A 21,871-nucleotide genomic window follows, 5' to 3' on the forward strand; every position below is an offset into this window, starting at 1 on the left:
CGTTGCTCACTTCCAGAAGCCGAGCGCCGCACGCAATGACGGATGCCTCTGCGCGTGCTGCTCCAGCGGTACGCCTTCGATGGCGGCGCACCAGGCTTCGCGCAACGCATCGACGCCCGCCGCGACGCCCTGGGGATGTCCGAAGATGCCGCCGCCCGCCGTATGGATGAGATCGGCGCAGCCGAGTGCAGCGTAGGTATCGGCGGCCTGCAGGCCGGTCTGCCCCGAGCTGAAAACAGGCATGGCCGGCATGGGGGCGCTCGCCATCACCGGTGCGAGCACGGCGCGCGCCGCAGCGATCACGCTGTCGTCGGGTTCGCTGAACTTGTTGCGCAGGCCGTTCACGTGCATGTGGTCCGCTCCGGCGAGACGCCAGATCATCTGCCACGGCGCGTAGTCCCAACCGAGCGCCGGACTGCGCGAGAGGTAGCCCCAGCCCGCCCGATGCGCGTGGATCGGCAACTGCGAATGCCGCCGCAATTCATGCAGGCCCACGATACCCACGGAATTGAGCACGGCCATCACGCACGTTCCGCCATGCGCGAGCACGAGATCGTGGCGCCGGCGCATCTGGTCGAGGTCGCCCGTGAGATTGAACGCCACCATCGCCTTCTTGCCGGTGCGATCGGCATGGTCGTTCACGACGCGCATCACGGCCTTCACGCGTTCGTCGAAGGGACAATGGGAGCCGTCGGCCTGTAGTTCGTCATCCTTGATAAAGTCGATGCCGCCCTCCACGAGCTCGCGCACCTGCTGCGCGGTTTCCTCGGGCGAAAGCCCCACGCTCGGCTTGATGATCGTGCCGATCAGCGGACCGTGCGCCACGCCCGTGAGCCGCCGCGTGCCTTCGATGCCGAACGCCGGCCCTGGATAGGCCGCCGCGAACGACTCAGGCAGTCGCAGCCCGGTGAGCCTCAGGCCCGACACCTGGCGCAGCTCGAACAGGTTGCCTGCAACGGTCGACATCAGGTTCGGCAGCGACGCGCCGAAATTCTCCATCGGCCACGAGAGTTCGAGCGTACAGCGCGTGTATGCGTCCGAGCGCATCCCGCCGGGCAGGCTCGGCGCGTCCACGGTTTCCAGCACGTCGAGGCGCTCGACCCGCGCGCCCGAGCGCGCCTTCAGCTCCGGTGTTTCGTTTGGCAGTGCGACGAAAGTGCCGCTCGACTGCTCTCCGGCGATGACGTCGGCGGCACGCCGCGGATCATCGCCGGTCTCCAGCCAGTAAGTCGCGTGAATACGTTCGGTCACGGTGCGATTCCTGTTTCGGGTCAGGTGATGCGGCGAATGCTCTCGGCGATCTCGGCGCGGTCGAATACGCCCTTCCAGTCGTCGCGCATGAGGCGCGGCTTGCCGAATTCGATCGCCTTGTTGCAGGCGTCGGAGAACGCGCCGGGTATCTCGTTGAAGATCACCGCGCTCAGGATGTTCATGTGGCCGAGCAGGAAGTCGCGCGCGGCTTCCCTGGGCACACCGCGCTGGATGGTCTCGTCCATCGCTTCGCGCATCACGTACAGCAGCGTCGCGCAGACCGTTTCGGAGAGACCCGGCTCGAGCATGGCCATCTGATCCACGCTCAGGCGATACGAGCGCAGAATCGGCGCGTAGATCGTTTTCGCCACATCCTCGCCGAGATCGAACGCCGAGTCCGGTCCCTGCATCAGCGCGCTCGTAATCGACTGCTTGGCGTATGCGCCGCCGAAATGATCGTGAAGCGACTTTTCATCGACATCGTAGTTAAAGATGATCGGATGGCACGGATGCGCAACGAAGTACGTGAGATCGGGCCGCTCCGGCAGATGGCCCGCAAACGGCGCGGCCGCGTCGAGCGTCATCACCATCGTGCCGGCCTTCAGCATGGGCGAGATTTCGTGGCTCAGCTTGCCGATCAGCGTATCGGGCACGGCGAGGATGACGACCTGCGCGCCGTCGAGCGCCGCTTCGACCGACACGCACTCTATGTTCAGTTCATCCTTGAGGCGCTTGCGCCCCGCTTCGCCGACTTCCACGTGCGCCACGCGATAGTCCGACTTCTGCAAGTTGCCCGAAAGGCGAAAGCCCATCTTTCCGCCGGCGCCAAAGAGCGCAATTTTCTCTTTCATGTTCATCCTCCTTGCCAGGTCCGTGAGTCCAGCTTCGATCAATTCGCGGCGAGCGCGTGCTCGCGCTCACGCGATGCGCGCGGCTCGCGGGCAAAGGCCAGCGCGAGCACGGCGCTCAGCAGCATCAAGGCGCCGACGACGAACATCGGCGCGTGGTAAGAGCCGGTTGCATCGTGCATGGCGCCCGTCACGTAAGGCGCGACGAAGCCCGCCACGTTGCCAACCGTGTTGATGAGCGCGATGCCCGCGGCCGCGCCCGCGCCCGAGAGCGAGCGGGCCGGCAGCGTCCAGAAGCACGGCAGCGCGGCGAACACGGCGCAGGCCGTCACCGTGATGACGGCAATGCTTGCTGCCGGCGACTGCATGTAGAGCGCGACCGGAATGCTCAGCGCGCCGAGCAGCGCGGGAATCCCGACGTGCCAGCCGCGCACGCCGCGACGCGTGGCGTCGCGGCTCCAGACGAAGAGCGCGATGGCGGCGGGCAGATACGGAATGGCCGTAATGAGCCCCTTCTGGAACACGTTGAAGTGCGTGCCGAACTGCCCTTCGAATCCGCCGATGATGGTCGGCAGGAAAAACGCGAGCGCATAAAGGCCGTAGACGAGCCCGAAGTACATCAGCGAAAACATCCACACGCGAGGGCTCAGCAGGGCCGCGCCCGAATGCGCGCCGTGACGCATCGCGCCCGCTTCTTTCGTGCGCGCCTCCGCTTCGAGTTCCGCGTTGAGCCACGCCTGTTCGTCGCGTGTGAGCCAGCGCGCCTGCGAGGGACGGTCGCTCAGATAGAACCATGCGATCACGCCCACCACGATGGCCGGCAAGGCCACGCCGATGAACATCACGCGCCACCCCGCGAGCCCGAACCACCCATGCGCCCCGATGAGCAGCGCGGCGAACGGCGCACCGATCACGATGGTGAGCGGCTGCGCGAGATAGAACAGCGCGAGGATATGGCTGCGATGGCGCTGCGGCACCCAGTTGCTGAGAAAGAGGATCGCGCCGGGGAAAAAGCCCGCTTCCGCCACGCCCAGCAGGAACCGCAGCACATAGAGCGAGGTCGCGCTGTTGACCCACGCAAGCAGGAGCGCGACCACGCCCCACGTCACCATGATGCGCGCGAGCCAGCGGCGCGCGCCGTAGCGATGCAGCGCCAGGTTGCTCGGCACTTCGAGAAAGATGTAGCCGATGAAGAACACGCCCGCCGCGAATCCGAACTGCGCCGCGTCGAGACCGAGGTCGTGCGCCATGCCGTTCGGGCCGGCAAACGAGATCGCGGTGCGGTCAAGGAAGTTGATGAAGAACATCAAGGCGACGAACGGCACGAGGCGCAGCGAGACCTTGCGGATCGTCGGACGTTCGAAAGCGGATTCGGCTTTTCCTGAAACGGCTTGCATGCGTTTGCTCCCGCGAGTGATCCGATGCCGATTAACAGATCATATGTGCTGGTATGATGAGTAGACCATCATGACGGAACGACTACACCTGGTATTTCCACCGACATGCCTGTACGCCGCGGCCCTTATGCGCCGCGGACGCTACGTCAACACCGCGCGCGAAGAGGCGAACACACAGGCAAACGGCCGCAGCGTCACCGCAACACCGGGCGACAGCGTCCATGGCCCGGGTGCGTCGGCCCCCCCGCCCAACGTGCATTCGTCGAGGCTCGTCGCCTGCAGCGATGTGGGTATCGCCTCGTCGAATTCGAGCTGAGCCTCGCGTGGCTCGCTCGTCAGATTGGCCAGCACGAGTTCGATCGCGCCGTCGGCGTGGCGTCCTGCGAGGCACGCGATACGCGTGGCATGGCCGCTTCGCGTGACGTGCAGGCGCGACGCTCCCGCCACACGAGCCAATGCCTTCGCGACATCGAGAACCGGATAGCGCGCGGGCGTGTGGCCTTCCACATCGGCAAGCCCGCGCGGCCCTGTCAAGGCACCGAGCGTGAGCGTTTCGATTCCCGCGCCTTCGAGCGCGGCCGCATATCCGGCGAGCCAGGCGGCACCGAATAACGCGCGCTGGCGCGGATCGTTGGCGGCCATGGCCACGCGTTCGCCTCCGGGATTCGGCATCACGCGCGAACCGTATGGGTTCTGTCGCATGCCGATCGAGACCGGCCCGATCGCGTAGGGCTGCCCACCGATCAGCGCGCGGCAAGAGCGTGTGATGTGGGGAATGGCCTCGAGCGTCTGCATCACGCTGCGGTCGTCGGCGGCGTGCACGATGGGACACGTCGCGTGGGTAACCCAGTCGACCAGGTCGAGCGGCGGCCGCTTGCGGTTCAGCTCCGGGAAGTAGCTCAGCATGCCGCCGCCAAGCCGTAGCGTGGGGAACGCACGGCGCGCCTCACGATAGACTTCGTCGAGCGCGGGACACGGCGGGCTCACGCTGCCCGGCGGGTTCGACTGCCGATGCACGGCCGGGCTCACCACGATGCCCGTCAGGGCGAGGCACGCCTGGTCGATCTGGGCGGCGAGGCACGAGAGTTCCACATGCGGCGCCTCGATACCGGGCAAGGCAAACTCCAGCACGGCTGCCACGCCGCTTTCGCGCTGCAACTGTGCAAAGCGTTCAAGCTCGGCCACGCCATCGCCCGCAAGCGGGTCGTAGCTCAGCGTCAATTGCTGCGGCCCGAGCTCTGCAAGCAACGCGAGATTCGCGAGCGCCGCTGCGGCATCGTGTGTGGCAATCGCTACGCCGATCGCCGGCATGGTTTCGTGCTGCCCGAGATTGCCAGAAGCGATTTCGATCTTGTCGGCACGCGCCTCTCGTGTGGCTCCTGCTTTCCCCGTCGTCTGACGCGTACCGGCCACGCTTAGCGTCACCGTCTGCGCGAACGCTGCGCCCTTTTCCAGCGTATAGGGCCACGGCAGTTCAAGCGGGCGTGAATAGGTCTTGAACGAAGCATCGGACCAGTTGCGCTGGTCTTCCATCTCGAACACGTCGCCCGTGAAGGTGCAACGCACCGTCAATCCATTCGACAGATCATGTTCGATTGCCGCGATGTCCTTGAAGGGCTGCCACGGATCGATCAGTGCCGGGAAGGCCGCGCTTTCACGACTGCCGTCGCCGTGCTCCACGCGCGCGGGCGCACCGGCTACGCCGTCGATGGGATGGAGCACGCAAAATCCGCAGCGGGCCGCCAGAAAATCGGCGAGCGCGGTGACGTCACAACGAAACGTGAGGGCGCCGTTGGCTGAACACGCCATGGCAAGCGCATAGCTGAGTGCGTGTCCCTCCGGATTCGCACAGCGCGCGTCGTACGCAACGTGAAAGCCGCCCGCCGTCTCTTCGACATCGATGCGTTCGATGTCGGGGCGGCACGTGCCCCAGTCCTTGTCCCGCACGAGAAATGACACGGCGCGTATGACTTCGGTGCCTTGATAGCGGATGTCATGCAATGCGCCGTCGATCAGCCACGCCGACCACGGTCCCGCTTCGAGGCGGCGCCCCGGGGTCACCGGCTGCTGCGTGCCGTAGTAGATCGCGTTGCTCATCCCATTGCTCATGACGCCGCCTCTCCCGGCACGACGCTGCGCCGCTCGCGCGCCGAAAGATACGTGGCCTCCACAAGCTCCAGCGTGCGCAGATTGTCGCGACCGCTCGTGGCCGGCTCGATGCCGCGCCGCAGGCAATCCACCCAGTGCGACTGGATGCTGAACACGCTGCCCTGGATCGCCACCCAGGGCTCGCTCGTCCACGAGAGCGCACGCGGTGCGACGTTGCGCAGCTCGGAACCTGCTCGCGTGTGGATCTGCAGCTGGTAGTCGGCAAAGAGCCGCAGAGAACCCTCGGCGCCGTCGACTTCGATGAGCGTCTGCGGAAAGAGCTCGCGCGGCAACCGCGTCGCGTAGCTGCAATCCACCACGCTGCTCATGCCGTTTTCATGCGCAAGCAGGATCGTCGCGACGTCCTCGCCGCGAATCGAGGGATTCACGCGCGCGGTCGTGGCGCTCACGCGCGCCACGTCGCCGAACAGGAAGCGCGCGACGTCGAGAATGTGGATGCCGAGATCTTCGACGATAAAGCGCTCGCCCTGCGCCAGATAGGGCTGACCGCTAAACACATCGTATGCCGAACGAAACGACACGCGCCCCCAGAACGGCTGCCCGATCGCCCCCTCGCGCAGCACCCTTCCCACGGCCTGGATCGCGCTCTGCCAGCGAAAGTTTTCGTGAACCATCAGTGGCACGCCGGCCTCGTGGCACGTTTGAACCATAGCGCGCGCATCGGTGAGCGAGGAAGCGAACGGCTTCTGGCAAATCGTCGCCACGCCGGCCGCCGCCGCAAGCTCCACGAGCGCGCGGTGACTCGGCACGGTGGTCGCGATATCGACGAAATCGAGCCGCTCTTCACGCAGCATCGTGGCCGCGTCCGTGTAACGCCGTTCGATGCCAAACCTGTCGCCGACTTCGTCGAGGCGCGTACGGTTCGCGTCACACAGCGCGACGATCCGTGCGCCGTCGATGTCCTGCCACGCATGCAGATGATTGAGCGAGAAGAATCCGCAGCCGATCAACGCGCCCTTCAATTGCGCAGGTGTTGCACTCGTGGTCACACTCATCGGTCACGCCCCCGTTGCTGCCTGCTTTTGTAGCGCAAAGCGCTGCTGCGCGCGCCGCTGGATCTGGTCGACGACCACCGCCGCCACGATGACGACGCCCTTGATCACCGTTTGCCAGAACGAACTCACGCCCATCATCACGAGCCCGTCCGAAAGCATGCCGATCACGAACGCACCGACGATGGTGCCGCCGATCTTGCCGCGTCCGCCCGACATCGACGTGCCGCCCAGCACGGCCGCCGCGATCGCGTTGAGTTCGAATGTCTCGCCGCTCATGGGGTGCGAAGCGACCAGTTCCGATGAAATGATCAACCCGACGATCGCCGCGCAGAAACCGGAAAACATATACACGAACATCTTCACGCGATTCACGCGCACACCCGAGAGCTGGGCGGCGCGCTCGTTTGCGCCAACCGCATAGATCTGCCGGCCGAGCGGCGTGCGCGCAGCAATGTACGCGGCGACCACTCCCACCACGACCAGCAACCATACCGTGAGCGGGATGCCGAATATCGTCGCGCTGCCGAGAACCGGAAAGCCGCTGGTACCGTAGGCGGGATTGCCCGTAAGGTTCGGGAAGGTCTCGCCGCCCGAGGACAGCAATGCGGCGCCTCGCGCGATATAGAGCGTGCCGAGCGTCGCGATGAACGGCGCGACGTTCAGCCGGGTGATGAGCAAGCCGTTGATCGCGCCTACCAGCACGCCCACGATCAGCGCCACGACGATCACGGCGGGCACGCTCAGAAAGAGCGTGTACTCGCTGCCGATGGGAATGCCCTTGAGGATGAGCCCGCCCGCCACCATGCCCGTGAGCCCCACGACCGAGCCCACCGAAAGGTCGATGCCGCCCGCCACGATCACGAACGTCATGCCGATCGCGAGAAAGGCATTGAGCGCGACGTGCCGCGACATGATGAGCAGGTTCTCGATGCTCAGAAAGTTATGGGCGGCGAACGAAAAGAAAACCACGACCGCGAACAATGCGATGAACGTACGCAGCTTCAGCAGCAGGAGCAGCGGCGCCTCGCTGAAGCTCGCTCCGGGTGCCGTGCTCTTGATGGCCAGCGACATGAATGCTCTCCAGATGAATGCAGGCTAAACGTTGGAACCGTGACGACCGTTGAACGCGCTTGCTCAGGCCGCCTGTTCGTGCGCAGCATGGGTGGCATGCGCCGTCCTGTGCCCGACTGCGGAGGCGGCGACGAGCGCGTCCTGCGTAGCGTCGGCGGCATCGAATTCAGCAGTGACACGGCCGTTCGACATCACGAGAATGCGATCGGACAAGGCCATCACCTCTTCGAGATCGGACGTCACGAACAGCACGCCCAGTCCCCGGCCGGCCAGGTCGCGCATGACCTTGAAAATGTCCGCCTTCGCGCCGACGTCGATGCCGCGGCTGGGCTCGTCCATCAGCAGCGCTTTTGGCGTGGTCATCAGCGCACGCGCGATGACCACCTTCTGCTGGTTGCCGCCGGAGAGCGAACTGACCGGCAGCCGCCAATCGGCGACCTTGATCGCGAGGTTGCGAATGTAATCGAGCACCGAGCGCTGCTCGCGCCGCGGATCGATGTGGAAACCTCGCGCATGTGCCGCGAGACTCGAGAGCGTCATGTTCTCGCCAATCGACATGATGGGCAGCAGCGCGTCGGCCTTGCGGTCCTCGGGAATGAGCGCAAGGCCCTGCACGACGCGTCCCGCGATCGGCTTGCCGTCGAGCGCCTTGCCGTCGAGCACCACGCTGCCGGTTGCGTGCGCATGCACGCCCAGAATGCATTCGAACAGTTCGGAGCGCCCCGCCCCCATCAGTCCGTAGATGCCGACGATCTCGCCCGCGTGAAGCGACAGCGAGACGTGATCCACGAGCAAGCCGCTGCCCTTGCGCGGCAGCGTGACGTCCCGCAGCGTCAGCACCTCGGCGCCGCGCGTGTGGCCGACGGGGCGTGAGAAGTCCCTGGTTTCGCGGCCCACCATCTGCCGCACGATCCACGGCACGTCGATCTGCGCCATCGGTTGATGGCCCGTGATGAGGCCGTCGCGCAGCACCGTGATGTAGTCGCCGATCCTGACCAGTTCTTCGAGCCGGTGCGAGATGTAGACGATCGACACGCCCTGCGCCTTGAGTTCCGCAATCACGCGAAACAGCACGGCCACTTCAGCCGCGCTGAGCGCCGAAGTGGGTTCGTCGAGGATCAGCACGCGCGCGTCGTGGGCGAGCGCCTTCGCGATCTCCACGAGCTGCTGCTGCCCGATGCGCAGATCCTCGACCAGCGTGTCGGGGCTGAGGTCGAGTTCGAGCCGCGCGAGCAACGCGCGTACTTTCTCGCGCTGCGCGTCGGCGTCGATATCGATGCCGACACGCGTGATTTCGTGCGCGATGAAGATGTTCTCGGCGATCGTGAGGTTCGGAAACAGGTTGAGTTCCTGAAAGACGATGCCGATGCCGAGGCGTAGTGCCTCTGCGCTGCTAGCCGGTGCGACAGGCTTGCCGTCCAGCACGAGCTTCCCGCTGGTCGGCTGCTCCGCGCCCGCGATGATCTTCATGAGCGTGGATTTTCCCGCGCCGTTCTCGCCCACGAGCACATTGACTGCGCCCCGTCGCACCGAGAAGTTCACACCCTTCAGTGCAACCGTGCCGGGATAGACCTTGGTGACGTCCTCGACCTGGAGGATTACGTCGGCATTGCTGGCATCGGTCATGACTTGCCCCCGACCGTGACCGCGAGCGGTACGATCTCCGGCTGGTCGCTCGACGAGTCGTACGAGAACGCACCCGTCACCGTAATCGGCTTGCCTTTGAGATCGTTGCGCGGCAGCGGCTTCATGACGTGATTCGCCGCGTACGCATTGAGCGCCGTGCCAAACTGCGCATACTCGATCTGGTTGCGGAAGTTGCTGAACGAAATGAAATCGAGCGAATCGCGCAGTGTGGTGCCGAGCACTGTCGGGCCGATATCGACGATCACGCTCGCCTGCCCGCTGCCGTCGACGTCCACGCCCACGGTGCCCTGGCTCGACTGCGTGTCCACGTCCACGATGGTGCCGTGCAGCGTGGTCGGAAAATTCCACGGCGCGCCATCGTCTTTGCCGCGGTAGCCGTACTTGTGGCCTGCGGCGTCGGGGTCCGCCTTGATGGCATCGCGCAGCGTCCGATAGTCCACTGCGCGCTTTTCGATGTCGGGCACGATCTTCGTACTCCACATCGACGCCACCATGGCGTTCGGGTCGTAGCCCGCCGACGCATAGTTGTCGTGCAATCCACCCGAGCCCTGCAGGTCACTGTTCTTCACCAGCTTGCAGCCGTGCAGCGCACCGCTCGCCACCACGGCGATGACCGCGTACCGAAGCACTCCCATGCATAACCCCATCTGGTTACGGATGTCCTTGCGGAGCGCGCCGCGCCCCGCTCGTGCAATGCTTGTGCTACCGATGCACGCCTTAACGCAAGGCGAACATGTCGAGCTTGCTGGCGTTCGTCTTCGTGATGAGCGAGCAGTTGATGAGCTGCTTTTCGGGTTTGCCCGTCGCGCCGGTCTTCAGATACTTGTCGGCCTGATCGACCGCGTCGTTGGCCGCTTCGGCCGCTGGCTGCAACACCGTCGCGCGGATCTCGCCACGCTTGATCGCGTCACGCACATCATTGCTGCCGTCGAAGCCCACCACGATGATGTCGTTGCGCTTCGCAGCTTTCAACGCGGCTGTTGCGCCCATCGCCATGGTGTCGTTGCCGGCTATCACGCCCTTGATGTCGGGGTGACTCTGCAGGATCGATTCCATTACCGAATAGGCTTCAGTCTGACTCCAGTTCGCCGATTGACGCTCGACCATCTTCATGTTCGAAAACTGGTCGATCACATCGTGATAGCCCTTCGAGCGGATGCCGGCATTGATATCCGCCTCGCGGCCGACGAGCTCCACGTAGTTGCCTTTCTCGCCCATCGCCTTGACGAAGGCGCGCGCGCCGAGCTGCGCACCCTGGTAGTTATTCGAAACAATCTGTGAGATCGCGATGCCAGTCGCGTTGATTTCACGATCGATCAGGAACGCGGGAATTTTTGCGTCCTTCGCCTTCTTGACTGCGGCGATGGACGCCTCCGAGCCGGCGTTGTCGAGAATGATCGCCTTCGCCCCGCGGGCGATGGCGGTGTCGATGAGTTGTGATTGCTTATTGGCGTCGTCGTCGTGGACCAGCACGATGGTGTCGTAGCCGAGCGCCTTGGCGCGCGCGTTCGCCGTGTCGGCTTCCGCCTTGAAGAAGGGATTGTCGTGAGAGGGGGTGATGATGGCGATGAGATTGGCCGCTTGCGCGACGCCCGCCGTGCCGAGAACCGCAAATGACATCAACGTCGACGCAAGCCAACGCCTGGGTGCCTTCATGATGCTGCCTCCTGTCTGGTTAAACGCCTTTGTCTGACTACAACCAGCTGACGGTCGTGGTTGCCTTTCAACACTCATCACTTATGCCGTCATGATGTCATCATACCAGTAGGCAGGAACTCCGCTATGTTTTTAGATCCAGGGTTTTCTCTCATCTCGCACAAGTGGCAGAATCGGCACTTATCTCCTGCCCAGGTTAAAGATTGATGGGTCCAGGGCCCGCTCGGCGCGCGGCCCGCTTGCGCGCCCATCGCGCGCCTTCTACGCTTTTTATTCCACTTCCTGCTTCCGGCCTGCAATGAAGTCCCATCGGCATACCATCTTCACGGCGCTCCTCGCGGCCGCCCTGTTCGGCATCACCACCCCGCTCGCCAAGGCGCTGCTCGGCAGCGTGTCGCCGTTCATGCTCGCGGGACTCTTCTATCTCGGCAGCGGCTCGGGGCTCGCGGCCGTCCTGGTGTTACGCCGCTTGTCGGCGCGCCGCAGCCACTCAGCCGCCACGCAGGAGCCCGCACAGGACCCGTTGCGCCTGGCCGAGTTGCCATGGCTTGCCGGTGCGATCGCCGCGGGCGGCGTGGCGGCGCCCGCCCTGCTCATGCTCGGCCTGAACACCACGCCCGCCGCCACGAGCGCGCTGCTGCTGAACCTCGAAGGCGTGCTGACGGCGCTCATCGCCTGGGTCTGTTTTCGCGAAAACTTCGACGCGCAGATCGCGCTAGGCATGCTGGCGATCGTGGCGGGCGGCGTGCTGCTCTCGTGGCCCGGCGCGCATGCCGGCGCCGTGTCCGGCATCGCGCCCGGCGCGCTGCTCGTCGCGCTCGCGTGCCTGTGCTGGGCCATCGACAACAACCTCACCCGCAAGGTCTCCACCAACGACGCGATGGTCGTGGCCTGCACCAAGGGGCTCGTGGCCGGGCCGGTGAATATCGGCATTGCGCTCGCCGCGGGCGCGCACTGGCCCGCCTGGCCGGCGGTCAGCGGCGCCATGGCCGTGGGTTTCGCGGGCTATGGCGTGAGCCTCGTGCTCTTCGTCGTCTCGCTGCGCCATCTCGGGACGGCGCGCACCGGCGCCTATTTCTCCGTGGCGCCGCTCTTCGGCGTGGCGCTGTCACTGCTGCTGTGGCCGGAGCGCCCGGCGCTCGCCTTCTGGCTCGCGCTCGCGTTGATGGCGTTCGGCGTATGGCTGCACGTGCGCGAACGTCACGACCACCCGCATACGCACGAACCCCTCGAGCACACCCACGCGCACCGGCACGACGAACACCATCAGCACGAGCACGATTTCGCGTGGGACGGCTCGGAGCCGCACACGCATGCGCACCGTCACGCGCCGATCACGCATAGTCACGCGCACTATCCCGACGTGCACCATCGGCACGCGCATTGAGGGCGGCACGCGTCGCGGTGCTTCCCTCGCAAACGACGTCAAGATTTCCCAGGACCGCCGCGCGTGGCACGCGCACGATGCACTCGTCACACAAAACGAAGGAGACAAGTGCGATGGCTACTGTCTACCGGGACGTTCCCGTTGAAGCCTCGGCGCAAGATGTCTGGGCCGCGCTGCGCGATCCCGCCAACGTCGACCGCGTGTTCGCCGGCGTGCTGACCGATGCGCGCATGGAAAACGACGTGCGATGGGTGACGTTCGTCGACGGCACCGTGATCGAGGAACGCGTGATCGGCGTCGACGATGCCCGCATGCGCCTCGCCTACACCGTGTGCGGCGGACGCTTCGAGCATCATCACGCGACGCTTCAGGTGATGCCGGACTCATCCGATTCGCCCCAACGTTGCCGCGTGGTCTGGATCAGCGACTTCAAGCCCGACGAGCGGATCCAGATGGTCGAGCCGCTCACGGATGCGGGCTGCGCGGCGCTCCAGCGCAATCTGGCCCGGAGTTGAGGGTGGCGGCCGGGCGGAAGTCGTCTACTGTCTGAAAAGACGCAGCACGCCCGCCCGCGCTTCTGCGCCGCGCGTCCTGGAGGCCGGTGTCGCTCATGTCAATGGTCGGATTCTTTTGCGGGCGCGCGGGCCAAATTCGATTGCGGTTGCCGGGCTTGACAGTTAGTTGCGCAAATGAGGCGCAGCCGGACTGACAAAAGGCACAATCCAGGCGCCGAGCTGCCGCGAAACACACTGTGCGACGGCGCCCATACCGGCACGCCAATTGCGGTCAGAATAGTGCCAGATGAGTCGACACCGGGAGCCGCAATGCGGGTAGGTAAGTTAACGTTGGCCGTGCGCTGCATCGTCGTCTGCGCTGGCCTTGCTGGAACGCCCGCGGCACACGCCGCCGGCACCTTCGACGGCGACTGGAACGTGACGCTCACGTGCCCCAAGGGCGCCGGCGACACACCGGCTTACCGATATCAATTCCCCGTCGAAATCCAGCAAAACGTCCTCCACGGAGAACACGGCGAACGGGACGCGAGTGGCTGGCTCACGCTGGACGGCAAGCTCGAACCGGACGGTTCTGCCACACTCGTCGCCCAGGGCCTGACTGCCACATCGCCGCACGCCAACAATCGAGCGCCCTATTCGTATGAGGTCAGCGCGCAGTTCGACGCGACTTCAGGCAGCGGCTCGCGCACGACCGCACGCAAATGCGAATTTGTGTTCGTAAAGGAATGACTGGCGAGGATGGCTGGCGGCCTGAGCGAATTGGCGCCAGAAAAGAAAAAGCCCGCTGAGAGAGCGGGCTGAATCCATATCAGGAGGAGACATGGAGGAGACGGGTTAAGTATAGGGTTTTCCCCTAATCTGCGCAACTGCTTTTTTCACGATCTTGCCGCGGCCTGTTTCGACCTCAATCGGCGCGCTTCTCCCGCTGAACCGCGCCGAAATGGAACGCAAGAAAAAGCCCGATGAAGAGCGCGCCCGCGAGCAGCGCCGCGACGTCCTCGCGCGTTGCAGGTTGCTCGAGACGTCCAGCGCCCAGCGCGATTGCGATCGCGATATTCACGAAGCCCCAAACCACGTTCACGATGGGCGACGAGTCGCCCCGCCCTCGGGGACGGGCGAAGGGCGTGGGAAAAGGCAGCCCCTGCAGGCCGGAAGCCAGATGTGGAATCGCGTTGCAAAAGAACGCGCCAGCGAAAAAGAGCCACACGTACGGCATGTCATAACCTCGAACGTTCAAACGGGAAGGGGCAGCGTGATGGCGGCAACGGCGGGCGGCAACGGCGGCGATCGCCGCCGCGCCGAAATGCGAGGACAGCCTCGCAAATCATGGTAGTGGGTAGCCTCTCATAAGTCAATTGACCGGCGAGCGGTCGGGACGCACCCTTTCATGTCGGCGTGTTCTTGCGTCTGGCCGACAAAGGCATCCCGCGTGCTAATATGCGAGGAATTCCTCTCATATCCTCGCATTTGAAGATAACGCCATGACGTCATCCACACCCGTTGCGCAAGCCGCTCGCGGCATCGAGCCCAAACGCGAAAGGGGCCGCCAGCGCGTGGCCGCGATCCAGGACGCCGCTGTCGCCGTTTTCACGGAGAAGGGTTACGACGCCGCCACCATGACCGAAATTGCGGCGCGCGCGTCGACGGCGATCGGTTCGCTGTACCGCTTCTTCCCGACCAAGGAGGCGCTGGCCGAAGCACTGTTGCTGCGTTACGCCCAACAGGCGAAGAACGGACTCGCCGAACTGGAGCAACAGGTTCCGGAGATGACGCTCGCGGCCGTCGCCGATGCGCTCGTCGATTTCATGCTGCTGTTGCAATCGCAACGCAGCTTTGCCGTTGCACTCGTCGACGCCCGCAGCGGCAGCGACGACCATCGCAGGCGCTTTCGCGAAGCGATGCGCGGCGGCGTTGCCGACATCCTGAGCCGCGCGATCGCGCATCTGAAGCCGGCCAAGGCAAAAGTCATGGCGATCGTGCTGATTCACATGCTCAAGGGCGTCGCCAGCATCGCCAACGAAGAACCATCGGCGCGCGCCGTGCTGATGGCCGAACTGCGCGATCTCGTGCGCCTGTATCTCGTTGCGGCTGCGGAGCGCGCCGACGGCAAATAGCCGCAACCGGGAAAAGCGGCTTCAGGCGCGCATGATCTTTGTGCGCTACCATCGCTGCATGTCCGAACCACCGCTATCCACACGCGCGGCTGCCGTGCCGCTTGCCGACACGGCGCAGGCGCAGCCCCCAGGCCTCTACGCCACCGCATTGGCGGCTGTGATCGCGCTGCTCGCGTGGGGGGCGCTCGCCGCGCAAACCGACATTACGATCCAGCGCATGGTGCTGCGCGGTTTCGACACGTTCGAGGCCATCGGCAGGCTTTCGGCCTACCTCACCAATCTCACGGTGCTGCTCGTTGCGCTCACCTTCACCTGCATCGCACTGCGCGTGCGCACGTGGCCGGCACGCTTGCTCCGCGCTCCGGGCAGCGTGAGCGCGGTTACGGTGTATATCGTCTTCGTTGGCATTGCTTATAATCTGCTGCTGCGGCATCTCTGGACGCCGCACGGTTATCGCGCGCTGCTCAACGAGAGCCTGCATAGCCTGATCCCGCTGCTATGCGCCGCGTATTGGCTCCTGTTCGTGCCGCGCTTCACCCTGACTGCTCGCGACCGCCTCGCCTGGCTCGTCTATCCGCTGGGCTACCTTGCCGTCACCTTCTGGCGCGGCAGCGAGACTGACTTCTACCCCTATCCATTCATCGACGTCGCTCAGCTCGGCTATGCACATGTGCTCGTCAACAGCGCCTTGCTGCTTGCCGCCTTCATGGTGCTGATGACGGTCTTCGTGACGATCAACGCACGCAGGCGCCCTGCCGTCGTCGCAAACGAGGCCCTCGCCGTCACCGACTTGCGGCGCCCTGACTAACTCCTGGCTTCCCGATCGAACCCATGCCCGTCTATATCGCCCTGCTACGCGCCGTGAATGTCGGCGGAACCGGCAAGCTTCCCATGCCAGAACTTCGCGGCATGTGCGAAGCGCTCGGGTTCGCGCAAGTGCGTACCTATATCGCGAGCGGCAACGTGGTGTTCGAGAGCCGGCTGGCCGAAGCATCGGTGAAAAAGAAGCTCGAGCAGAGCCTCGAGGCTTATGCAGGCAAACCCGTCGGCGTGGTGGTGCGTACGGCTGCCGAATTGGCCGCCGTATTGCATGACAACCCCTTTCCCGCTGGCGCGCCTGATCGCACTGTCGCGATCTTTCTCGACACGCCGCCGCCCTCGGACGCGTTCGACAACGTGAGCGGTCAGCAGGCGGAAGAATTCCAGCTGGGCGAGCGCGAAATCTACGTGTTTTACAAGGACGGTATCGGGCGCTCGAAGCTCAGGATCGCTGCGGCGAAGGCCGGAACCGCGCGCAACATGAATACCGTGGCGAAGCTTCTGGAGATGGCGCAAGCGTAGGCTGCCCTTTTAAGCACGGCCCAAGCCCCTACTTCAACGACCAAAAGAGCGTTGTATCGTGAGTTACGAGCGGAGTTTTTTCAGGCCGGTGTTAGCGTAGCGTAAATGCAGCGACGCATCGCAGTCGATACAATGTGTGTCCCACTACGCGTCACCCTTTTCCAGTCGCCGGCGTCAACGTCCCCTGCCGAGCCTCCCCACTCGCCTGCGCCGGATCGCCTTCGCTCGTATCGTGCAGGCGGTCCGGGATGAACAGCGCCATCACGCCGCTCAGGAAAAACACCGCGCCGACCACAAGAAAACCCATGCCGATCGAAAACTGCGTAGCGATATAGCCGATCACAATAGGCGCCGCGCCCGAACAGAAGCGTCCCACGTTATACGAGCCGCCCACCGCCGTGCCGCGAATGCGCGTTTCGAAGCTCTCCGACATGAAAGTCCCGATCGTGCCCAGCGGCACGCCGTAGAGAAAACCGAATACGAGCATCAGCCACGCAATGTTCTCGCGGGTATGGAACAGCACGATCACGGGAAGAAAGACAGCAGCACCGATACAGCCCAGCACATACACGCCGCGCCGGCTCCAGATGTCACCCAGCCAGCCCGCCACGATCTTGCCGATGAACGCCACAACCCACGTCGCGGTCATATACCCCGTCATCGAGCTGAATTTGATATGCAATTCGCTTTCCAGATACGTGGGCAACCAGTTGTTCAAGCCATAGAACCCTGAAAGCGCAAACACGGACGCGAGCGACCAGAAAATGAACATCCTGCGTGCCTCGCGGTCCGCGAAAATCAACGCGTAGCGGTTGTCGTGCCAGCGGCGGCCGCTCGGGCGAGCCGCGGCCTCGCTCATGCGCCAGCTCGGCGGCTCGGGCACGAAGAAGTGAATCGCCAACGCGAGCAGCACGGGCGCCGCCGCCACATAAAACAACGTGCGCCAGCCGTAATGCGGCAGGATCCACGTGCTGAGCGCGATCACTGTGATATAGCCTGCGGAGATCGCCGTTTGGAGCACGCCGAGTATCAGCGAGCGTCGCGCCATGGGTACGTATTCGGCCACGAGCGTACTCACCAGCACCATGCAGCCAATGCCCATCGAGCTGATGAAGCGCACGACCGCGAATTCCAGGAAGCTGTGCGTGAAACCGAGCAGCCCCGCGCCCACCGAGAACAGCACCATCGCCCAGACCACCACGCGCACGCGCCCGAGCGAGTCGCTCGCCCAGCCGCCAAGAATGCCGCCAATCGCCATGCCGAGCAGCGTCAGGCTGCCGAGCGCACCCGCCTCGACATTGGTCAAGCCGAATTCACTCTTGATACGCGAAAGCGTGAGGCCGTACATCATGACGTCGGCACCGTCGACGAGCAGCGCGAGATAGCCGAGCGCGAAGACGAGTAGCCAGCGATTGGCGGTTCCGGTGGATGTCGTTGTGTTCATCGACAAGGGTCCTGCGTTCAGAGACTTGCATGGGCCGCAAAAGACATGCCATCTGCGACGAGCGCGGGCGCGAGAAACGCGCCGAGCAGCAGGCCCGTTTCTTCATGTTGCGCGGTGTACCAGCCCTCCACGTGCGTGAGGTTCATCGTCCCGACGCAGCGGCCGTCATAGGCAACCGGTATGTTCAGTATCGAGCCTAGCCCCATCGCCGTCATTACCGCGTGATCGTCGAAGGCTTCGCGCAGGCCCTCTGGCGTCGTGGCGCGAAACGGTTCGAGATCCGAAAGAATGCGCTGCGCCCAGGGCGTGCCGCTTTTCCGCTTGCGTCCGCCCGGCGGGTAGACGTCGGGCATGTTCGTGAACATGCGCTCCACCTCCTGGTTCCTGGCGTCGTAGGCCATGATCGTGAAGAGGCGAAAGCCGATGGCTTCGGCGGCGACGGCGCACACTTCGCGGAAAATCGCGTCCGGTTGCCCGGGCTGGCGAATGACGTGCGAAAGGCGCGCGAGCGCGGCAAGTTCGCGTTGGAGTGCGTAGGGTTCGTTCGCGAGGGAAAGGGGCGTTTGCATGGGGCGTACGAGAGTGAGAGTGGCGCGTGCTCAGCCTCGCAGCCCGTCGCGGGCAAGCGGCTTGTGCGCATCGAACTCCGCCTGCGCGCCGCTCGCCTCGATGTCTTCGAGCGAGCGATTGCGGGTTTCGATGCCGAGGAAATACACGACGCAAGCGCCCGCCAGCAGCACGGCGGTCGTCATGGCGAACACGCCGAAGAAGCCGAACGCCGGATACACGAGACCCACCAGAATGGGCGCGCTTACCGAGCCGATGCGACCGAACGAAGACGAAGATCCCGTGCCGGTCGTGCGTACGGCCGTCGGGAATACCTCCGGCGTATAGGCATAGACGCCCGCAAAAGCGCCATTCATGAAGAACGAGAGGCACACGCCCGCCACCGTGATCTGCACGCCCGTATGCGAGAAAGCCAGCGCAATCGCGGCGAGCCCGCCAAGCGTCATGTAGGAGGCCACGACGCCCTTGCGCCCGATCCGCTCATTGAGCCACGCCGCCGAGAAATAGCCAGGAATCTGCGCACCGTAGATGGCAATCGAATAGCCGAAGCTCCTGGTGAGCGTTAGGCCTTCTTTGACGAGCAGGCTAGGAATCCACGAGAAGAACGAGTAATACGCGAAGGCCACGGAGAACCACATCAGCCAGCTCACCGCCGTCGTGCCCACGAGCCGGTGCGAAAACAGCGTCAACACGTTCTGCAGCGCACTGCCGCTGCCCTGCGCGGCGGCGGGAATCGTGCCCACCGAGCCGAGCGGCGCCAGCGCAATGCCCTCCTGCTCGTAGCCCGACTCGATCGCCCGCACGATGCTGTCGGCTTCGGCGGAGCGTCCGCGGCTTTCGAGCCAGCGCGGCGACTCTGGCAACGTCCTGCGCCACCAGAGCAGCATCACGACCGGCAGCGAGGTCAGCACGGCGAGATAGCGCCAGCCGTCCGCGAAATTGCGCACGACGGTATAGCCAAGAATCGACGAGCTTAGATATCCGAACGACATGAATCCGACGAGCGCGCCGCAGAACATGCCGCGATAGCGTCGCGGCACGAATTCCGCTAGGAACGGTGCGATGACGACCGTTTCTGCGCCCGAACCAAACCCCGCGAGCATGCGCAGCGCGAAAAACGTATGCCAGTCGTGCGCCGTGGCGCTCGCCATGGATGCGGCGCAGTAGATGGCTAGCGCGCTCATCATGATGCGGCGGCGGCCAATCAGGTCGGCCAGCACGCCCGAGAGAAACGCGCCGAAAAAATAGCCGATATACGTGCTGCTGGCGACGAGTCCCGTTTCGGCGCTCGTCAAATGCCATAGCTTGCTCACGACCGGCAGCAAAAAGGCGAGCGACGAAGAGTCCAGCCCGTCGAACATATAGCCGAGCCCGCCGATCAACAGCAGTTTGCGATGGAAGCCCGCGAGCGGCAGTCGTTCGAGTCGGGCGGCGACGGTGGACATGGTGAGTCGGTTCCGGTTGAGCGTGGCGCGTGTTCAGCGGCCGATCGCATAGGCCTGCATCTGGCGCGGCGTGGCCGCGCCGCGCATGAGTCCGTTGCGCACGCCCACCGCGCACACGCGCCCGAGCCCCCATGGCTCGGCCACCGTGAGATCGTGGCCGCGTGCGCGCAATTCGGCGAGCGTGGCTTCGGGAAAGCGCGACTCGGCCGACATCTTGCCGAGCTGCATCGAGCGCGGATAAAACGAGCCGGGGAAATGCGCGGTCTGGAACGAGGGGGCATCCACGGCGGCCTGCAGGTTCATGCCCGCATGCACGTGCCGCAAGAACAGCTGCATCGACCATTGATCCTGCTGATCGCCGCCCGGCGTGCCGAACGCCGCATAGGGCTTGCCCTCGCGCGTGACGAGCGTGGGCGAGAGTGTCGTGCGTGGACGCCGGCCCGGCCCGAGCGACGAAGGCAAGCCCTCTTCCATCCAGAACATCTGCGCGCGCGTGGTGATGTTGAAACCGAGGCCGGGGACCGCGGGCGACGCCTGCAGCCAGCCGCCCGACGGCGTGGCCGAGACCATGTTGCCCCAGCGATCGACCACGTCGAGATGAACGGTATCGCCGCGCAATTCGGGCAGCGGTGCGAACGTCGGCTCGCCCTGCCCGCAGCCGCCCGGCTGCTGGCGCCCTGCGTTGGCGAGGATGCGCGCCGCGCGCGCTTCGCTGTCGAGAAGCGGCCCGGGGCGGAATTCGAACGAGGCCTTGTGCGGATCGACGAGACGGCGGCGCGCGTCGTTGTACGCGTCGCTCAGCAGCGTTTGCATCGGCACGTCGGCAAAGTGCGGGTCGCCATAGAACACGTCGCGGTCGGCAAACGCGAGCTTCGACGTTTCGATGACCGTGTGCACGAAATCCGCACCGAACGGATCCATCGCGTCCAGATCGAAGCCCTTGAGCAGCGCGAGTTGTTGCAGGAACATCGGCCCCTGGCCCCACGGTCCTGTCTTGTGCACGCGCAGGCCCGCGTAGTCGTACGAGAGCGCTTCCTCGTAGGTGGGCTCCCAGCGTGCGAGATCGTCCGCATCGAGCAGGCCGCGATTGCGAAGACCGGAGGTGTCGAGCACGTCGGTCGAGCGGAAATACTGGTCGATCGCGTCGGCCACGAAGCCGCGGTAGAACGCCGAGCGCGCGAGTTCGCACTGCTCCGCGCGGTCGCTTTTCGCGCTCGCCTCCCGCAGGATGCGGCGGTACGTGGCGGCAATGGCGGGATTGGCGAACAACGCGTTCGGCGCGGGGGCGTCGCCGGCGCGCAGCCATTGCTCGGCGGAGGTCGTCCATTCGCTGAGGAAAAAGTCCTTGATCGCGAGAATCGACGCGCACATGCGCGGCAGCACCGGATAGCCGTTCTCCGCGTAGCCGATCGCGTAGCTCAGCACGTCTTCGAGCGGCAGTTGCCCGTAGTCGCGCAGCATCATCATCCATGCGCCGAACGCGCCGGGCACCACGGCGGGCAGCAGGCCGGTGCCCGGCACGACTTCGAGCCCGAGCGCGCGCATGCGTTCGATCCTCATGGTCGCCGGCGTCACTCCCTGGCCGCACAGCACGCGCACACGGTCTTCCCTTGCGCTGTAGAACACGACGGGCAACTCGCCGCCGGGGCCGTTGAGATGCGGCTCGACGATCTGCAGCACGAAGCCGGCAGCAGCAGCCGCATCGAACGCGTTACCGCCCTTCTCGAGCACCGCCATCGCCGACGCGCTGGCGAGCCAATGCGTGGACGCCACCATCCCGAAGGTTCCGATCAGCTCCGGACGCGTTGTAAACGACATCTTCCACTCCCTGGGTGAAAGGTTCGGCCTGTAGTCGAACCTTTCGATATTGGTTCCAAAACCCTTCACGATCAGCATACGAAGGAAGATTTTTGGCTGCACCCCGTGTTAACCCTGTACATCTACGGAGTACCGTGGATTACGAGCGCACGGTTGCGCGGCGCAGCACAACTGATAGAATCAAACCAATTAAAATTGGTTCACGC

20 protein-coding genes are annotated in these 21,871 nt (G+C 64.6%); 6 read left to right on the forward strand and 14 right to left on the reverse strand.

Going from position 1 to position 21,871, the window contains the following annotated elements; translation table 11 throughout:
* Positions 1-6 precede the first annotated feature (6 nt).
* The 9 genes from AB4Y43_RS00655 to AB4Y43_RS00695 form a co-directional block, all read right to left on the reverse strand.
* Positions 7-1,251: a ribulose-bisphosphate carboxylase large subunit family protein gene (locus AB4Y43_RS00655; protein WP_069266472.1), complete on the reverse strand. Its 1,245-nt coding sequence runs from the start codon at positions 1,249-1,251 to the stop codon at positions 7-9.
* A gap of 20 nt (positions 1,252-1,271) precedes the next feature.
* Entirely contained in the window at positions 1,272-2,102 is an 831-nt protein-coding gene (locus AB4Y43_RS00660) for a phosphogluconate dehydrogenase C-terminal domain-containing protein (RefSeq protein WP_069266471.1), read from the reverse strand.
* Between the two features lie 38 nt (positions 2,103-2,140).
* Positions 2,141-3,496 carry an MFS transporter gene (locus AB4Y43_RS00665; RefSeq protein WP_368726715.1) on the reverse strand — a complete coding sequence of 452 codons (1,356 nt, stop codon included), beginning with the start codon at positions 3,494-3,496 and terminating at the stop codon, positions 2,141-2,143.
* A gap of 141 nt (positions 3,497-3,637) precedes the next feature.
* Positions 3,638-5,605 carry a hypothetical protein gene (locus tag AB4Y43_RS00670; protein ID WP_368726716.1) on the reverse strand — a complete coding sequence of 656 codons (1,968 nt, stop codon included), beginning with the start codon at positions 5,603-5,605 and terminating at the stop codon, positions 3,638-3,640.
* Complete coding sequence (locus AB4Y43_RS00675) at positions 5,602-6,660, reverse strand: Gfo/Idh/MocA family protein (protein WP_368726717.1); 1,059 nt, start codon at positions 6,658-6,660, stop codon at positions 5,602-5,604. Before AB4Y43_RS00675 ends, AB4Y43_RS00670 begins: the two co-directional genes overlap by 4 nt.
* 3 nt (positions 6,661-6,663) lie before the next feature.
* On the reverse strand, positions 6,664-7,731 hold the full coding sequence (locus tag AB4Y43_RS00680; RefSeq protein WP_368726718.1) for an ABC transporter permease: 1,068 nt from the start codon (positions 7,729-7,731) through the stop codon (positions 6,664-6,666).
* 63 nt (positions 7,732-7,794) lie between these two features.
* A complete protein-coding gene (locus AB4Y43_RS00685) occupies positions 7,795-9,357 on the reverse strand; it encodes a sugar ABC transporter ATP-binding protein (RefSeq protein WP_368726719.1) in 1,563 nt (520 codons plus the stop codon).
* Complete coding sequence (locus tag AB4Y43_RS00690; RefSeq protein WP_368726720.1) at positions 9,354-10,013, reverse strand: DUF2291 family protein; 660 nt, start codon at positions 10,011-10,013, stop codon at positions 9,354-9,356. The genes AB4Y43_RS00685 and AB4Y43_RS00690 overlap by 4 nt, the downstream gene beginning before the upstream one ends.
* An 82-nt stretch (positions 10,014-10,095) precedes the next feature.
* Complete coding sequence (locus AB4Y43_RS00695; protein ID WP_069266464.1) at positions 10,096-11,034, reverse strand: D-ribose ABC transporter substrate-binding protein; 939 nt, start codon at positions 11,032-11,034, stop codon at positions 10,096-10,098.
* Between the two features lie 298 nt (positions 11,035-11,332).
* Between AB4Y43_RS00695 and AB4Y43_RS00700 the strand changes: the two genes are divergently transcribed.
* The 3 genes from AB4Y43_RS00700 to AB4Y43_RS00710 all read left to right on the forward strand — a co-directional run bounded on the left by AB4Y43_RS00700 (position 11,333) and on the right by AB4Y43_RS00710 (position 13,665).
* Positions 11,333-12,421, forward strand: a complete 1,089-nt coding sequence (locus AB4Y43_RS00700; RefSeq protein WP_342947315.1) for a DMT family transporter — start codon at positions 11,333-11,335, stop codon at positions 12,419-12,421.
* 113 nt (positions 12,422-12,534) lie between these two features.
* Positions 12,535-12,936 (forward strand): SRPBCC family protein, encoded by a 402-nt coding sequence (locus tag AB4Y43_RS00705; RefSeq protein ID WP_368685236.1) that lies wholly within the window; start codon positions 12,535-12,537, stop codon positions 12,934-12,936.
* A 336-nt stretch (positions 12,937-13,272) separates the two neighbouring features.
* Positions 13,273-13,665, forward strand: a complete 393-nt coding sequence (locus AB4Y43_RS00710) for a hypothetical protein (protein WP_368726721.1) — start codon at positions 13,273-13,275, stop codon at positions 13,663-13,665.
* Between the two features lie 175 nt (positions 13,666-13,840).
* On the opposite strand, the gene AB4Y43_RS00715 is transcribed toward AB4Y43_RS00710, so the two are convergent.
* A complete protein-coding gene (locus AB4Y43_RS00715) occupies positions 13,841-14,152 on the reverse strand; it encodes a hypothetical protein (RefSeq protein WP_368726722.1) in 312 nt (103 codons plus the stop codon).
* Between the two features lie 265 nt (positions 14,153-14,417).
* Between AB4Y43_RS00715 and AB4Y43_RS00720 the strand changes: the two genes are divergently transcribed.
* Genes AB4Y43_RS00720 through AB4Y43_RS00730 form a run of 3 tightly spaced genes read left to right on the forward strand, consistent with a single transcriptional unit; the run spans position 14,418 to position 16,391 of the window.
* A complete protein-coding gene (locus AB4Y43_RS00720) occupies positions 14,418-15,050 on the forward strand; it encodes a TetR/AcrR family transcriptional regulator (RefSeq protein ID WP_368726723.1) in 633 nt (210 codons plus the stop codon).
* A 58-nt stretch (positions 15,051-15,108) separates the two neighbouring features.
* The gene (locus AB4Y43_RS00725) at positions 15,109-15,858 is read left to right on the forward strand and encodes a Pr6Pr family membrane protein (protein WP_368602229.1); all 750 of its coding nucleotides are present in this window, start codon (positions 15,109-15,111) and stop codon (positions 15,856-15,858) included.
* A gap of 23 nt (positions 15,859-15,881) precedes the next feature.
* Positions 15,882-16,391 (forward strand): DUF1697 domain-containing protein, encoded by a 510-nt coding sequence (locus AB4Y43_RS00730; RefSeq protein WP_069266458.1) that lies wholly within the window; start codon positions 15,882-15,884, stop codon positions 16,389-16,391.
* A 151-nt stretch (positions 16,392-16,542) separates the two neighbouring features.
* On the opposite strand, the gene AB4Y43_RS00735 is transcribed toward AB4Y43_RS00730, so the two are convergent.
* From AB4Y43_RS00735 to AB4Y43_RS00750, 4 genes are read right to left on the reverse strand one after another with little or no spacing between them, the layout of a single operon-like run.
* On the reverse strand, positions 16,543-17,835 hold the full coding sequence (locus AB4Y43_RS00735) for an MFS transporter (RefSeq protein WP_368726724.1): 1,293 nt from the start codon (positions 17,833-17,835) through the stop codon (positions 16,543-16,545).
* 17 nt (positions 17,836-17,852) lie between these two features.
* Positions 17,853-18,404: a GAF domain-containing protein gene (locus tag AB4Y43_RS00740; protein WP_368726725.1), complete on the reverse strand. Its 552-nt coding sequence runs from the start codon at positions 18,402-18,404 to the stop codon at positions 17,853-17,855.
* 30 nt (positions 18,405-18,434) lie between these two features.
* Complete coding sequence (locus AB4Y43_RS00745) at positions 18,435-19,847, reverse strand: MFS transporter (RefSeq protein WP_368726726.1); 1,413 nt, start codon at positions 19,845-19,847, stop codon at positions 18,435-18,437.
* Positions 19,848-19,880: 33 nt separating this feature from the next.
* Positions 19,881-21,665 (reverse strand): gamma-glutamyltransferase family protein, encoded by a 1,785-nt coding sequence (locus AB4Y43_RS00750; protein WP_368726727.1) that lies wholly within the window; start codon positions 21,663-21,665, stop codon positions 19,881-19,883.
* Between the last annotated feature and the right edge of the window lie 206 nt (positions 21,666-21,871).

Source organism: Paraburkholderia sp. BR10872 (assembly GCF_040965835.1).
In the GTDB taxonomy this organism is placed as follows: Bacteria; Pseudomonadota; Gammaproteobacteria; order Burkholderiales; family Burkholderiaceae; genus Paraburkholderia; species Paraburkholderia nodosa_A.